10 protein-coding genes are annotated in these 15306 nt (G+C 62.2%); 2 read left to right on the top strand and 8 right to left on the bottom strand.

Going from position 1 to position 15306, the window contains the following annotated elements; all coding sequences use genetic code 11:
- Nucleotides 1–355 precede the first annotated feature (355 nt).
- The gene (locus tag ACEXP3_RS20305; RefSeq protein WP_377298914.1) at nucleotides 356–2911 is read right to left on the bottom strand and encodes an aminotransferase class III-fold pyridoxal phosphate-dependent enzyme; all 2556 of its coding nucleotides are present in this window, start codon (nucleotides 2909–2911) and stop codon (nucleotides 356–358) included.
- A gap of 298 nt (nucleotides 2912–3209) precedes the next feature.
- On the opposite strand from ACEXP3_RS20305, the gene ACEXP3_RS20300 reads away from it, so the two are divergent.
- Complete coding sequence (locus ACEXP3_RS20300) at nucleotides 3210–4067, top strand: D-alanyl-D-alanine carboxypeptidase family protein (RefSeq protein WP_377298912.1); 858 nt, start codon at nucleotides 3210–3212, stop codon at nucleotides 4065–4067.
- 23 nt (nucleotides 4068–4090) lie between these two features.
- Here ACEXP3_RS20300 and ACEXP3_RS20295 read toward each other — a convergent pair whose 3' ends face one another.
- Together ACEXP3_RS20295 and epmA are read right to left on the bottom strand one after the other, a co-directional pair.
- Entirely contained in the window at nucleotides 4091–5143 is a 1053-nt protein-coding gene (locus ACEXP3_RS20295; RefSeq protein WP_377298910.1) for a lysine-2,3-aminomutase-like protein, read from the bottom strand.
- Complete coding sequence (epmA, locus tag ACEXP3_RS20290; RefSeq protein ID WP_377298908.1) at nucleotides 5140–6207, bottom strand: EF-P lysine aminoacylase EpmA; 1068 nt, start codon at nucleotides 6205–6207, stop codon at nucleotides 5140–5142. The genes ACEXP3_RS20295 and epmA overlap by 4 nt, the downstream gene beginning before the upstream one ends.
- Before the next feature lie 179 nt (nucleotides 6208–6386).
- Between epmA and efp the strand changes: the two genes are divergently transcribed.
- The gene (gene efp, locus ACEXP3_RS20285) at nucleotides 6387–6962 is read left to right on the top strand and encodes an elongation factor P (RefSeq protein ID WP_210106746.1); all 576 of its coding nucleotides are present in this window, start codon (nucleotides 6387–6389) and stop codon (nucleotides 6960–6962) included.
- Between the two features lie 125 nt (nucleotides 6963–7087).
- Here the strand turns inward: efp and ACEXP3_RS20280 are convergent, their stop codons facing one another.
- The 5 genes from ACEXP3_RS20280 to ACEXP3_RS20260 all read right to left on the bottom strand — a co-directional run bounded on the left by ACEXP3_RS20280 (nucleotide 7088) and on the right by ACEXP3_RS20260 (nucleotide 14713).
- The gene (locus tag ACEXP3_RS20280; RefSeq protein WP_210106745.1) at nucleotides 7088–8521 is read right to left on the bottom strand and encodes an efflux transporter outer membrane subunit; all 1434 of its coding nucleotides are present in this window, start codon (nucleotides 8519–8521) and stop codon (nucleotides 7088–7090) included.
- A gap of 119 nt (nucleotides 8522–8640) precedes the next feature.
- Nucleotides 8641–11742, bottom strand: a complete 3102-nt coding sequence (locus tag ACEXP3_RS20275) for an efflux RND transporter permease subunit (protein WP_377298906.1) — start codon at nucleotides 11740–11742, stop codon at nucleotides 8641–8643.
- Nucleotides 11743–11783: 41 nt separating this feature from the next.
- Nucleotides 11784–12995 (bottom strand): efflux RND transporter periplasmic adaptor subunit, encoded by a 1212-nt coding sequence (locus ACEXP3_RS20270; RefSeq protein WP_377298904.1) that lies wholly within the window; start codon nucleotides 12993–12995, stop codon nucleotides 11784–11786.
- A 138-nt stretch (nucleotides 12996–13133) separates the two neighbouring features.
- Entirely contained in the window at nucleotides 13134–13736 is a 603-nt protein-coding gene (locus ACEXP3_RS20265; RefSeq protein WP_377298902.1) for a TetR/AcrR family transcriptional regulator, read from the bottom strand.
- A gap of 32 nt (nucleotides 13737–13768) precedes the next feature.
- Nucleotides 13769–14713 (bottom strand): phosphoribosylaminoimidazolesuccinocarboxamide synthase, encoded by a 945-nt coding sequence (locus tag ACEXP3_RS20260; protein WP_210106741.1) that lies wholly within the window; start codon nucleotides 14711–14713, stop codon nucleotides 13769–13771.
- Nucleotides 14714–15306 lie beyond the last annotated feature (593 nt).

The raw sequence follows: 15306 nt of genomic DNA, 5'->3' as shown, positions 1-15306 counted from the left end.
CATACTCCTGGTGTGGCTGTTCAAGACAGCGCGACGAATTGACTGTTCAGATCCTTGGAAGGTGAAGCGTCACATTCGACAGCACGGGGCGGAGAAAATTCCCGTGCGTTTCACATCATGCGAACGCCAAAGAGGGGCGGCATTACGGACGGTTTTCGACATGTCACTCTCCCTGTTGGTGTTGCGCTCTTCCGGACGCGCGAATTAAGGCTCGTCCTTGGATGGGGACCATATGTGAGTCGATCGGCAACTTCAATCGAATTCCTGTCTACCTAGAATTTTTTTCCGTTTCATGACAGGAGTGAGGCGGATTTGCGAAATCCTGTTCGCCGATTGCGCGCGTTTCAATAGCTGCTCATACAGGCTCATCCTCAAGGTCGGTCAAGGACGGTGCCGGTTGGTCAAGCGTGCCCGCCTCGGGACGCAGCCTTTCAAGAACGCTCGCCAGCGCCTGTGTCAGCCGGTCGACGCTTTGATGCGTCAGGCAGAGCGGCGCGGAAAATGGCAACCGGTCGGGCGTTTGCGGGCGCGGCATGAGAATGCCGTGCGCGGCCAGTTGGCGTGCCAGATCGAAGGAGGAAAGCGTTTCGTCGGGCAGAAGAAGATCGTATGTGAAACCCTCGCCCTCCACAGCGAGAAGCTCCGGCATCCAGCCACCGATCCTGTGAAGCTGCTCGCCAAGATAGCGCGCGGTGGTGTCGGCCCGCTCGATAGAGGCGTCATCGGTGAGAGCGTTCAAGACGCAGCAGCCGATCCGGCAGGCAACCGCACCGGGGGGTACAGCGGGCGCCGGCACTGCGATATCTTCATGAACGGCTTTTGCGATGACGGCCGCCAGCGGCTCTCCGGGCACCGGTGAACCGGTCACGACAAGATCAGGCGCCTCACCGTCCCGGACGAACCGCCAGAACGTTGCTCCCAGACGGCCGAAACCATGGCGGCGCTCATCGGCAATGACCAGCGTTTCACCATCTTGTGCCAATTGCCCGGCAAGCGCCTCGGCAAGCTCCATCGCCGATTCTTCATCTGTCACCGTCAGCACGACGTTATAATCGTCGGGCAGAAGGCGCAGAAGGGCGTCGCGGAAATCCGCCTCGGCCTGCGTGCCCTGAACGCCGGCCAGCGTCATCCATTGGCGATAGGCCGCCTCTGCCATATCGGCATTGCCATGGCCGAGAAGCCCCGCAGCGCCGGAGAGATCCACGAAGGAGCGGCCGTTTCCATCAAAGACGCAGTCCTGCCAGCCGCGGGCCAGCGGCTGGCGACCGGTCGGCGGCGCATCAAGGTCACGGCCGAGCAACAGGGATGGCGAGAGCACAAGCCGGCTCCACAGGCGCGCAAAGCGGGCGGACGCAAACAGCGGTGGCAGGAGGTCGGCCGCCCGACAGATGCGGATGCGCAGGCCACCGACGGATCCTTCACCGCCGGCAACAACACCCAGCCGGTCTCCGGCAAACAGCGCGGTCCCATCGACAAGCACGCTGTCGAGCCCTTCGAGATAAAGGCTTGCCTCCTTTCCGACGAGCACCAGCCGATTGTCGACGAGATGGACGATACCGCCCATCGGCGCGACCGCGACAGCGCCTGCCGGAAGGCAAAGATCGACATGCAGCGCATAATTGTCCGCCTCTTCGCCACCGGCCAGCTGGGCGCGCGAAAACCTGTATTCCCCAAAGCGCGTCGCGCCCATGCGGCTGTCCCAGGCGATGCGGGCAAGAAGCCGCCAGTCGATGTCCGGATCCTGCCAGTTTCCTTCCGCAAACAGCGGGCTTGTCACCGAAAGATCGACCACGCGGATGGCGTCCGCCTCGATCTCCGGCAGCAGCAGGCCGAATTTCGGGGCGCCCTCGCGTGGCCAGTCGACCGCATCAAGGATCGCCGCCTCCACGAAGGCGGCATGGACGGCCGTTGCACGGGAAAACAGCTCCCGGGCCGCCTGGCGGGCGCCCAGCGTCTCGTCACTTGCGGCAACCACTGCCTGATGTTCGGCCATTGCCCGCAAAAGACCGATGCGGATCAATGTCAGCGGCCAGAGGGCCTTCAACTCTTCCTCGAGAAGCGGCAATTCGTCGTGAAAGCCGCTGACGGCGGGCAGGAAATCCAGAATATCGGCATCGCCCGACACAAGGAGGTCGGCGCAGAGCGCGGCAAGCGATGCGGCAATCCAGCCTTCGCCGAGGGCGTCTGCGCTGATGAAGGAAACCGGATGCCACGCACCGTCCACCCGTTCGCCAAGCACATCGGCACGCACCGGCTGGTGATGAACGATCTTGACCCGAAGCGCGGGGCCGAGCGGCTGGATCTGGCGCAGTGCCGCCACCATCGTCTTTGCCACGGGGTCCCGCACGGACGAATCTCCAACGGCGCGCAACAGCTTCACCACGCTCGGACCCGCCTGGCGAAGATCATGGATCGAGGTGAGTACCGGCGTCGTCCGGCCCTCGTCCTTGCGGCTTTCACCATCCAGTGCACGGATGAGCCGGGCGGCAAACTGGCCAAAGGCCCGCGCTTCAAGAGCCGAGGGTGCCTTGTCGCCTGCAAGGGCTACCCCGTCGGGCAGACGCAGAAGCCGTGCCCAGGACGACGGTTCGTCTTCGTCCGCCGCAAGCTTCACGACAAACTCGTCATAGATGTCACGGATCGGCAGCGGGCCTTGAATGGTCTCCTCGCCTTCCATGAGGCCCGAAATCAGGTCCGCCTGTCCTTGAAAGCGCGCCTGTTGCTCGGCGTCATCGGTGAAATCCAGCCGGTAGGAAAGGTCTTCAGGGGAAAAGGTATAGGCGTGAGGATTGGACGGGATCGGGCGGAGGTCGCCGGAAAGGCCAAAGGAGCGCGCCAGAACGTCGTCCGGGTCGGGAAAGATGGTCTGCTCTCTGACGTCTTGTGCCTGGTCTGGCTGAACAGTGCCCATCCGCGTCTCCCCACGACGATTGAGGGGAGAAGAGTAGCGCGCTGAAAGGTTCCGTCCATAGGTTTCGCAACAATATTGGGCATTTAGCGGCTGCATCGGCGTACGGCTGTGCCAATCTGGTCATCATTGCGGCCGGCATGGCCCATACAGACGATCGGTGAGGGCGCCGGGCTCTCCCGAATTTGATCGATCCGGTGCGATGAGTGGAAGACGTCAGCCGCCTGCCGCCCTATGTGTACGCCCGGCTTGCCGCACATGATAGGCGTTGCCGCACGAGGACGGGCAGAAGGAAGATATCATGCAGCACAGGATTGGCTTGCTGAAGCGCGCGGCATGGCTTGTCGTTTTCCTCCTGTCGGCCGGCGCTCAGGCATGGGCCGGGCAGGCGCGCATTCTGATCGACGCGTCTACAGGCGCCGTGATTGCCTCGGACAATGCTGAGGCTCTTAACCGGCCGGCCTCGCTCACCAAGATGATGACGCTCTATCTCACCTTCGAGGCGATTGCCCGGGGCAGCCTTCGCTGGGACGAGCAGATCCCGATGTCACGACACGCCGCCGCCACCGTTCCCTACAAGCTCGATGTTGCCCCGGGCGGCACCGTGAGCGTGCGCGATGCGGTAACGGGCATGATCGTTCTCTCTGCCAATGACGCCGCCATTGCCATGGCCGAGCGGCTGGGCGGCAGCGAGGATGCCTTTGCGCAGTTGATGACAAAGAAGGCGCGGGCGCTGCGCATGACCAACACCACGTTTCGCAATGCCACCGGCCTGACGGCGGATGGCCAGCTGACCACGGCGCGTGACATGGCCATTCTCGGCATGGCGCTGATGCATCATTTTCCGCGGGAATTTGCGCTGTTCAGCACACGCGAGGCGACGTTTCGCGGGAAACCGCTCAAGGGACACAATTTTATGCTCGACCTTTATCCCGGCGTCGATGGCATCAAGACCGGTTATACCAGCGCCTCCGGTTACAATGTCGTCACGTCGGTGCAGAAAGGGCGCCAGCGGTTCATCGGCGTGGTGATGGGAGGAGCGACCGCGGAGGCGCGCGACCAGCAGATGGTGCAGCTTTTCCGGCAATATCTCGCCAATCCCGCCCCCTCGACGCCAGGTGCCGGCGCAACGGTCGGTGCCGCCATCGGGCTTTACTGACGCAAAGGCCGGCGCAAGCAGCTTCAGGCCTTCGGCGGATAGACGTGCTCCTCGCCGCGATAATCGCTGACCGAGTAGCAGCCGTCGCCGAGCGGTCGAACAGCCCTCCGGCCGATATCCGCCTTGCCGAAGCCACCGGGGATATCGAGCACATAGGTTGGCTGGCAAAGGCCGGAGACATGGCCACGCAGGGCGGCGACGATGCGTTGGCCTTCGGCAATATCCAGGCGAAAATGGCTGGTGCCCGGTGCAAGATCCGGATGGTGCAGGTAATAGGGTTTGACCCGCGCCTCGACAAAGGCCCGCATCAGGTCGGCCAGAACCGCCGGGTCGTCGTTCACGCCCTTCAAGAGCACCGTCTGGCTGACCATGGCAATGCCGGCATCGATCAGGCGGGCGCAGGCGGCGCGGGCGCTCTGCGTCATCTCGCGGGGATGATTGGCGTGAAGCGCCACATAGGTCACCTTGCCGCTGTCCTTGAGTGCGCCGATGAGTGCGGAATCGATCGCCTCCGGATCGACCACAGGCACGCGGCTATGAAAACGCACGATCTTGACGTGCTCGATATCCCTCAGGCCCCCAAGAATCTCGGACAGCCGACGCGGCGACAGAACCAGCGGATCGCCGCCGGTGAGGATGACCTCCCAGATCTCGGGGTGTGCGCGAATATAGTCGAGCGCGCCAGCGAGTTCCGGCCCCGACAGCGTGCCATCACCGCTGGGACCGACCATTTCGCGGCGGAAGCAGAAGCGGCAATAGACCGGACAGACATGTACCGCCTTCAGGAGCACCCGGTCGGGATAGCGATGGACGATGCCTTTGACCGGCGAATGGGCGCTGTCGCCGATGGGATCCGCGCGCTCCTCTAGGGTCACGTCGAGCTCGCGACTGTCGGGCAGGAACTGGCGGGCAATGGGATCGGCGGGATCGGCGGGATCGATGAGGCGCGCCATGGCGGGCGTGACGGCCACGGCATAGCGGCTGGCCACCTTCGATGCGGCCTCAACGCCGGCTGCGTCAAGCAGCCCGGCTCCGGCCAGATCCGCCGGTGTCTTGAGCGTGCGCCGTGTGGTCATCCGACGGTCTCTGCGACCGGGGCCCACATCACCTGCTCGATATGCGTGGCTCCTGTTGCCAGCATCACCAGCCGGTCGAAGCCGAGCGCGATACCACTCGCCTCCGGCATGATGGCAAGAGCGGAGAGAAACTCCTCGTCGAGTGGATAGGTCTCGCCATAGACGCGCTGTTTTTCGAGCATTTCCGCTTCGAACCGCAGTCTCTGTTCGGCCGCGTCCGTCAGCTCGCCAAAGGCATTGGCAAGTTCCACCCCGCAGGCATACAGTTCGAAACGTTCGGCGACACGAGGATCATCCGGAGCCGGCCGGGCCAGCGCTGCCTCCGAAATCGGATAGCGGTCGAGGATCGTGGCGCGACCGTCGCCCAGGTTTGGCTCGATCTTTTCCACGAGAACGCGGCTGAAGAGGTCCGTCCAGGTGTCGTCATCGGCGGTGCGAATGCCGGCGCTGAGAAGTCCGGCCCGCAGTTGCTCCCGGTCCGTCTCCCCGTTGCGCGACACGGAGGCGAGAAGATCGATCCCGGCAAAGCGCTCGAAGGCGTCCGCCACGCTGAGGCGTTCGGGTTCGGCAAACGGGTCCATTTGCCGGCCGCGGAACTGGAAGGAGCGTGCGCCGGCAGTTTCGGCGGCAAGCGCGATGAGCTTTGCGCTGTCTTCCATCAGGCGTTCATAGGGCTCGCCGGCGCGATACCATTCCAGCATAGTGAATTCCGGGTGGTGCAGCGGCCCGCGCTCCCGGTTGCGATAGACATGGGCAAAGCAGGCGATCCGGCGTTCGCCGGCGGCCAGAAGCTTCTTCAGGGCAAATTCCGGCGATGTGTGCAGGTGAAGCCGGCTGGCGCGGCCGTCCGTGGTCAGCGCCTCGGTCGAAAAGGCATGCAGATGCGCTTCGTTTCCCGGAGAAACCTGCAGGGCTGCCGTATCGACCTCGATGAAATCGGCCTCTTCGAAGAACCGGCGAAACCGCGCCTGGATGCGGTTGCGGCCGATCAGCAGCGGGCGGCGATCGGCATGGATGTCCGGTCGCCACCAGGCGGCGCGCAGGGGAGGAGAGGCGTTGGGCAAGTCAGGCTCCATAACTGGGCTTTATTCCGGGCCATTCCATGCGAAGGCTTTCTATTTCCGCCAATTTAAGGTAGTTGCGCCCGGGAAAACAGATCAAGCGTGCCAAAGGCCGGCGGAAGGCTGGACCTCTACGACGCATTCTGCGAACTGACAAGCCAAGGCAGTCACAAGGAAATCCAATGGTCAAGGTAATCGCCTCCTCCGTCCGCAAGGGCAATGTCCTCGATGTCGACGGCAAGCTCTATGTCGTGCTCACCGCTGAAAACTTCCATCCTGGCAAGGGCACGCCCGTCACCCAGGTCAACATGCGCCGCATCGTCGACGGCGTGAAGGTGTCGGAACGCTGGCGCACGACGGAACAGGTGGAGCGTGCCTTCGTCGAAGACGTCAACCACCAGTTCCTCTACGAGGATGGCGAAGGCTTCCACTTCATGAACCCCGACAACTACGACCAGGTGGTCGTGGATGCCGAAACCATGGGCGATCAGAAGGCCTATCTCCAGGAAGGCATGACCTGCATTCTGTCCATGCACGAAGGCATTGCGCTGGCCCTGCAGCTGCCGCGCCACGTGACGCTGGAAATCGTCGAGACCGAGCCGGTCGTCAAGGGTCAGACGGCGTCGTCCTCCTACAAGCCGGCCATGCTGTCGAACGGCGTGCGCACCATGGTGCCGCCGCATATCGATGCCGGCACCCGCGTCGTGATCGCGACGGAAGACAACTCCTACGTCGAGCGCGCCAAGAGCGGCGCCTGAGCGGACGGCGATCGCGCACCCCGCGGTCGCCTATCCTCTCCCGGCCTCGCCCAAGAGATCCTCACATGAAAAACCCCGCAGCCTTCGAAGCTGCGGGGTTTTTGCTGTGCCAGTTGTCTGGATGATTAACGTTTCGGCGTGTTGGCTGCCGCCAGAACCGTCGGTCCACGACCCCAGGCATAGCCGCCGCCGATGGCAACGCTCAGCGTCACGTAATCCTGGGCCTGCTGCTGGATGGCTGCGGCGAGGTTTGCCTGCGCGCTCGATACCTGGCGCTGCGCATCCAGAACGTCCAGAAGCGAAGAGGCGCCGTCGCGGTAGCTTGCGGTCGACAGCGACAGGGCTTCTTCGTAGGAGCGCACGGTATCGCGAAGGGCCGCGACGGTACGGCCGTCGCGCGTGATGGCGGCGAGCGCGTTTTCCACTTCCTCGACGGCGCTCAGAACCGTGCTCTTCCAGGAGAGATAGGCTCCGCGAGCCTGCGATTCGGCAGAGCTCAGATTGGCGCGCAGCTGGCCACCGTCGAAGATCGGCAGGTTCAGCGCGGGGCCGAAGGACCAGCTCAGGCGACCGGATTCCGAGCCACCCACGCGCGTATAGCCGGGCGAGATCGAGCCGCCGAGGCTGATGCTCGGATAAAGCTCGGCTTCGGCAACCCCGATGGAGGCAACCGATGCAGCCAGCGTCCGTTCTGCCGCCCGGATATCCGGGCGGTTGCGGATGAGGTCGGCCGGAATGCCGGACTTCGGGTTGACGCGTGCGACCGGCTGGCCGCCGCCCTTCTGCAGGTCTGACACCAGCGACGAAGCCGGAAGCGCCAGAAGCGTGGCAACCCGGTGCGACGCCTGGCGGAAGCTGGTTTCGAAGCCCGGAATGTCGGCCAGGGTCGAATTGACAAGACCCTCGGCCTGCACGACGTCGAGGCGCGAAGCCGCACCGGCTTCCAGCTGCAGCTTGGTCAGGTCAAGCGTCTCGCGGCGCGACTTGAGGTTCTGCTGCGCCAGCGCGATACGCTCCTGATAGTAGCGCACATCGATATAGGCCGAGGCAACGGACGACAGAAGCGACAGGCGCGCCGTGTCGACATTGGCATAGGCGACGTCGAGCGAGGCCAGTGCGCTTTCCTTGTTGCGCTTGTAGCGACCGAACAGGTCCAGCAGCCAGGAGACGTCAAGCGTGCCCGAGGCGGCGGTGGTCGGAGACGTATTGGGCGTATTGCGGAAACCTTCGGCCCCGCTGCGCGAAGCCTGCGAGGACAAGGTCAGGCTCGGCAGGGCGCCTGCGCCCGCAACCACCACATTGGCCTCGGCCTGGTTGATACGCTCCAGAGCTTCCTGGATCGACAGGTTCTGTTCGAGCCCCTGCTTCATGAAGCCATCGAGGCGACGGTCGCGGAAGGCAGTCCACCAGGCCTGCTGGGAAAGATCGCCGTTGCTTGCCACGCCACCTTCGGCAAATTTCGCCGGAAGGGTAATTTCCGGTGCCTTGTGGTCCGGCCCGAGCACGCAGCTTGAAAGCAGAAGCATGACGAGGGGGGCTGCTGCGCGAATGGAAGTCATGAGTACACCCTGTTTGGCGATGATTTCACTCATCGAACTCTTATTGTAATGCCCCCGGCCGCGACGGTCGGAGGCGGTACCCGCGATTCGGAATGGTTAATGCCTCGCGGCACAAAAGGTTAATTCGGCGTTTTTTTACCGCGTGAAAGCTTTCTGACCACCACGAAAAATGAAGGGACGAAGAAAATTCCCAGGAGTGTTGCAGAAAGCATACCCCCCAGTACGCCAATGCCGATGGAGTTCTGCGCGGCAGACCCTGCTCCGGTTGCAATGGCAAGCGGCACGACCCCCAGGATGAAGGCAAGCGAGGTCATGATGATGGGACGCAGACGCAGTTTCGCCGCCTCCAACGTCGCCTCCATCAGCCCGATTCCCGCCATCTGGCGATCCTTGGCAAACTCGACGATCAGGATGGCATTCTTGGCGGCAAGACCGATGGTCGTCAGCAGGCCCACCTTGAAATAGACGTCGTTCGATTGGCCGAGCAGCGTTGCAGCCGCCACAGCCCCCAGAACGCCGATCGGCACGGCCATGATGACCGAGAAGGGGATAGACCAGCTCTCATACAGCGCTGCAAGGCAGAGGAAGACGACGAGAAGCGACAAGGCATAGAGCATCGGCGCTTGTGAGCCCGACAGGCGTTCCTGATAGGAAATGCCCTGCCAGGCCACGGTATAGCCGCCGCCAAGACCGGCGGTGAGGTTCTCCATGGCGTCCATGGCCGTACCGGAACTGACGCCCGGGCCGGCGGCACCTTCCATGGAAATGGCGCTGATGCCGTTGAAGCGGCTGAGCGTCGGCGCTCCACTCACCCATTGCGGCTTGATGAAGGACGAGAAGGGCACCATCTCGCCGTTGCCATTGCGGGCATACCAGCTGTTGATGGCGTCCGACTGCATGCGATAGGGCGCATCGCCCTGCACATAGACCTTCTTCAATTCGTTGTTCAGCGTGAAGTCGTTGACGTCGCTGCCGGCAAAGATGGTCGACAGCATGGAATTGACGGTGGCGATATCGAGACCCATCGCCCCCATCTTCTCCTGGTCGAGCAGGAACTTCAGCTGGTTTTCCGCCGGCGGGCTGTTGGATCTGAGCGCCGTGACGGACGGATTGCTGTTGCCTGCCTGAAGAAGTGTCTGAGAGGCCGAGGTCAATGCATCGATCCCGGTTTTACCGCTGTCGACAAGATACATCGAAAAACCGCTGGAATTGCCAAGACCGGGAATGGCCGGCGGCTGCAGCGGGAAGACGCGGGCATCGCGAAGGGTGAAGAAATAGCCCATGGCACGCCCGACAACCGCCGAGGCGGCAAGCTTCGGATCGGTGCGCTTGTCGAAATCCTTCAGCTTGGCGAACACCATGGCATAATTCTGCCCGGAACCGGTGAACGAGAAGCCGTTGACGGAAAACACGTCCTGGATCGCGTCCGGTTCCTTGTCGAGATAATAGTCCTCGATCTTCTTGACCACTTCTTCCGTGCGTGCGGTCGTGGCGCCGTTCGGCAGCTGCACGATGGTGAACAGTACGCCCTGGTCTTCCTGGGGCAGGAAGGAGGTCGGCAGACGCAGGAAGAACCAGGCGCAGCCGCCGATGATGATGGCAAACATCAGCATCACCCGCAGCGGGCGCTTCAGGAAATAGCCGATGGTCTTCACATAGCCACCGGTGGTGCGGTCGAAATTGCGGTTGAACCAGCCGGCAAGGCCCCGTCTTTCGCCGTGATGGGCAGGCTTCAGCATGGTGGCGCAGAGCGCCGGTGTGAGCACGATGGCCACTACTGCCGACAACAGCATGGCGGAAACGATGGTGACAGAGAACTGGCGGTAGATGATGCCGGTCGACCCGCCGAAAAACGCCATGGGAATGAAGACGGCCGTCAGCACAAGCGCGATGCCGACGATGGCGCCGGTGATCTCGCCCATGGATTTTTCCGTCGCCTCGAGCGGCGACAGGCCTTCCTCCGTCATGATGCGCTCGACGTTTTCCACGACGACAATGGCATCGTCGACGAGAAGCCCGATCGCCAGAACCATGGCGAACATGGTGAGCGTATTGATCGAATAGCCGGTCACCGCCAGGATGCCGAAGGTCCCCAGAAGCACGACCGGCACCGCGATCATCGGAATGAAGGTTGCCCTCAGATTCTGCAGGAAGACCAGGAGCACGACGAAGACGAGGATGATCGCCTCGATCAGCGTATGCACCACCTTCTCGATCGACAGCTGCACGAAGGGCGAGGTGTCATAGGGATAGGTGATGATGACGTTTTCCGGCAGGGAGGGACCGACCGTTGCAAGCGCGCTCTTCACGCGGGCTGCGGTGTCGAGCGCATTGGCGCCGGTGGCAAGGTTGACTGCAAAGCCGGTTGCCGGGTTGCGGTTCGAGCGGGTGCTGGTCGAATAGCTTTCCTGGCCGATCTCGATGCGGGCCACGTCCGACAGGCGCACGGTGGCGCCGCCCGTTTCCGTCTTCAAGATGACGGCGCGGAAGTCGGCCACGGTCTGCAGCTGGCTCTGCGCGGTGACCGTCACATTCAACTGCTGGCCTTCCACCACCGGCTGGGCGCCGATCGAACCGACGGAGACCTGTGTGTTCTGGGCGCGGATGGCCGACGTCACATCGGTCGGCGTCAGCTGGAACTTGTTGAGCTTGAACGGGTCAAGCCAGATGCGCATGGCATAGCCGGTACCGAACACCTGCACGCTGCCGACGCCTTCCAGGCGCTTGATCTGGTCCTCGATCTGGGTGGAGAAGATGTCGCCGAGTTCGACGGGCTGGCGTTTGCCATCGGTCGAGACAAGCGCGCCGACCAGAAGGATGCTGGATGTGGTGCGCTCCACCGACAATCCATTGGTTTGAACCACGTCCGGCAGCTGCGACTGCACGAGCTGCAGCTTGTTCTGCACCTGCACCTGCGCGATATCGGGATCGATCGTGTTGCCGAAGGTGAGCGTCACCGTTGCCGAGCCGGTGCTCGAGGACGACGTCATATAGGTGAGGTCATCGAGCCCGGTCATGCCGTCCTCGATGATGGTGGTCACCGATTTTTCGACGGTTTCGGCGCTGGCCCCCGTATAGGTGGCGGAAATGCGAACGGTCGTCGGGGCAATTTCCGGATATTGCGCAATCGACAGCGTCGAGATTGCAAGCCCGCCGCCAAGCATGATGACGATTGCGATGACCCATGCAAAGACCGGGCGTCGGATGAAGAACTTGGCCATTGGTTACCCCTTAACGCCTGATTGTCCGTGCCAGCAACCGGTCATGGTTTTGCAGCAGGGGTTGCGGCCGGGGCCGCAGCGGATTCGACGACGAAGCCCTTTTCATCGACCTTGGCATCGACGGGCACGACGGTTGCACCGTCTGCAATGGACTGGAAGCCATCGACGATCAGCTTGTCGCCGTCCTTGATATTGGTGGTCACCAGCCAGTTGTTGCCCGATACCTGGCTCTGCTCGAAGGTGCGGGTTTCCACCTTGTTGTCGGCGGTCGCGAATTTCGCCGACAGGAGGCCGGTGGCATTGCGTGTCGCGGCGCGCTGCGGGATGAGATAGCCGTCTTCATAGCCGACGGTGACGGTGGCGCGCATATAGGTGCCCGGCAGGATGAGATTGTCCGGATTGTCGAAGACGGCGCGGATCTGGTAGGTGCCGGTCGTTTCGCTGACGGCAAGTTCCGCCATGTCGAGCTTGCCGGTCTTGTCGTAATTGGTGCCGTCTTCCAGCGTCAGCTTGATATCGGCCTGGGTCGGGTTGCCCTTCAGGCGGCCGGCGGCGATCGCCGAGCGCAGCTCCAGGAGGTTGGCGCTGGAATCGTTAAGGTCGACATAGATCGGGTCCAGCCGGCGAAGCGTCGTCAGCGACGTCGTCTGATTGGCCGTTACGATATTGCCGACACTGACGGTGGAGATCGTCGTCACCCCATCGAAGGGCGCCCTGATTTCCGTATAGCCGACATTGATCTGGGCCGATTGCAGGGAGGCCTTGGCCTGAGCCACGTCCGCCTGCGCCTGCAGCAGGGTAACGCGGGCGTTTTCATATTCGATCTGGGTGGCGCCGCTGTTCACCAGGCGCTCGTAGCGCGTGAGGTTGGCCTGGGCGCTCGGAACGCTTGCCTCGGCCTTGGCGAGGCTTGCCTTCGCCTCTTCCAGGAGGGCGACATAGGTATCGTCGTCGATCTTGTAGAGAAGGTCGCCGGCCTTGACCTCGCTGCCTTCCTTGAAGGTGATTTGCTCGATCATGCCATTGGCGCGCGGACGGATATCGGCGGTCTGATAGGCCACGGCGCGACCCGGCAGAACCCGTGTCACCGGACGCTCGCCTTTGGTCATGGTGACGACGCTGACCTTTGACGGCGGGCGCTGCTGACCGGCTGCGCCAGCCCCGCCTGCTGCCTGCCCGGACTTGCCCTGATCGCTGCATCCGGCAAGGGCGACAGTCAGGAGAAGGGGAACGATGAGGCGACGTGTGGTCATGGTCACATCCAGAATGAGGGTGCACGGAGCGGTGCACGGCAAGGAATAGTGAAGTGCACCTTTATATCCGGCAAGCGAAACAATGCATTCCGGGCAGGGCATTCGCGACATTTGCTAAGTGACGTAATTCAGATACCGTCACTTAGCAAGGGGATTTTGCAGTGCGGCATTGACGAGATCGACAATCTGGCTGCACCGCTCGGCCGTCTGCGCGCGTGAGTGACGCGTCAGGAAAACCGGGTGTAAAACGCTTGCAAAGGCCGCCGCCGCCGCCCGCCCGCTCACCTCCGGATCACGGCTATGGTAGATGCCGGCCTCGACGCCGTGCCGGATCAGGTCGGCAAACAGGGTTTCGACCATCTTCTCGTAGTGCTTGCTGCTCTCGATTTCGGTTTCCGACAGGTAGAAGATCATCTCGAGCATGAACTGGTTATCGGCCACGGCTTGGGTGTGCAGGTCCATCAGGCCAAAGGCGAGCGTTTTCAGCCGCTCGGGCGCTGGCCCTTCGAGATGTAGCGCTTCCACCTTCTGCGACATGGCGCAGATCTGGCGTTCGCAGATCGCATCGGCGAGCGCCACCTTGGAATGAAAGTGCTTGAACACATTGGCGGGGGACATGGAAAGCGCCTGGGCAATATGGGCGATCGAGCAGCCGGAAACGCCCTGCTTGCGAAACAAGGTTTCGGCGGTGTCGAGAATTTCCGCCCGTGTCTCTTCTGCCCGTCGCCTGGGTCTGCGCACCTTGTCCTCCCGCTCCTGCATAGGGTCCCGGCCTACACGAAGTAGGGCGCGAGGTTTGCCCGGACACGCGCAAGCACGTCTGTCTCCATGCTGACCGGCGTGATCGTCTCCCCGGTAATGCTGTGATAGGCCTTGCGATAGACATCGGCAGTCGCCTCAACGAGCTCCTGCGGAATCTCCGGAATGTCATCGTGATAGGGGTCACAGCGTTCAGCAACCCAGGCCCGCACGAAATCTTTGTCGAAACTCTCCGGTCGCTCGCCTTTTTCGAAACGGTCCTGATAAGTCGCGGCAATCCAGTAGCGGCTGCTGTCGGGCGTGTGGATCTCGTCGGCAAGGATGATCGTGCCGGTCTTATCGACGCCGAACTCGTATTTCGTATCGACGAGGATCAGGCCGCGCTCGGCGGCAAGCGCTTGACCGCGGGCAAAAAGCGCGAGCGCATAGGTGCTCACCGTCTGCCACTGCTCGGCGGTCAGAAGCCCTGCCTCGACGATTTCCTTCTCCGAGAGTGGTTCGTCATGGCCCCCGTCGAAGGCCTTGCTGGTCGGCGTGATCACCGCCTGCGGCAGAACCTGATTGTCGCGCAGGCCATCGGGCAGGGAAAGGCCATAGATATGGCGCTCACCCTTCTTATAGAGCGTGAGCAGCGAGGTCCCGGTCGTGCCGGCGAGATAACCGCGCACGACAATCTCGACAGGCAGGATGTCGAGCCGCTTGCCGATCACTACATTGGGGTCGGGATAGGCCAGCACATGGTTCGGGCAGATGTCGGCGGTCTTCTCGAACCAGTAGCGCGCCGTCTGCGTCAGCACCTGTCCCTTGTCGGGGATGACGGCGAGATTGCGGTCAAAGGCGCTCAGCCGATCGCTCGAGATGATGATCCGGCGCCCGTCCGGCAGATCGTAATTGTCGCGAACCTTGCCGCGGTAATAATTGGGAAGTTCGGCAATGAAGGCTTCGGCAAGAACATGCACGGACGGATCTTTCTTAAAAGAGGCCGCAACGCGGCGGGCATGGGGGCAGACGTCAACACTGCATAGGGCGTCTGTCGGGAAGGCCTTTCTATCGCATGTCAGGCCGTGCCGCGACAAGTCGCGGGTCGGAGGTGCTGCGATTCATCTCTCTTCCGGCTTCTGTGCAGTGCAGGCACTTCATATAGACGTAGAACAAGCGAGGCGCAGTCCCGTGGGGCAGCAGACACCCGTCCGCGAACCAGGCTGTCCGGATTTAAACCGACTTGCCAGGGTTTCCCTTTCATTGTCGCTTTCGTGCCCTTGTGGCCTGTTGCTCCGGCGGTCGTGGAGGCCACATGTTTACCTCCCGCAGGGTTATGTCGCTTTTGCGCCGAAATTTCCCCCATTAAATCAATGCCTTGCGAGTTTTTCTGCGATTTATGATTTTTGAGTGTTGACGTTTTGGGGGTGGTGGATCTATAAGCCCACTCACTGACGAGGGCGGCGGCGCTGCTAGCGACGACTGACTTCGTTCTTGAGAAATCATTGAATTGGCTGATTGCTGATTTTGGGGCCGGGTTTCGGTTTGGCTCTGATGGTTTTGTTGACTGCGG

Source organism: Neorhizobium fuzhouense, assembly GCF_042611105.1.
Classification (GTDB): Bacteria; Pseudomonadota; Alphaproteobacteria; order Rhizobiales; family Rhizobiaceae; genus Neorhizobium; species Neorhizobium galegae_A.
This window is presented reverse-complemented; position numbering and strand designations above follow the sequence as displayed.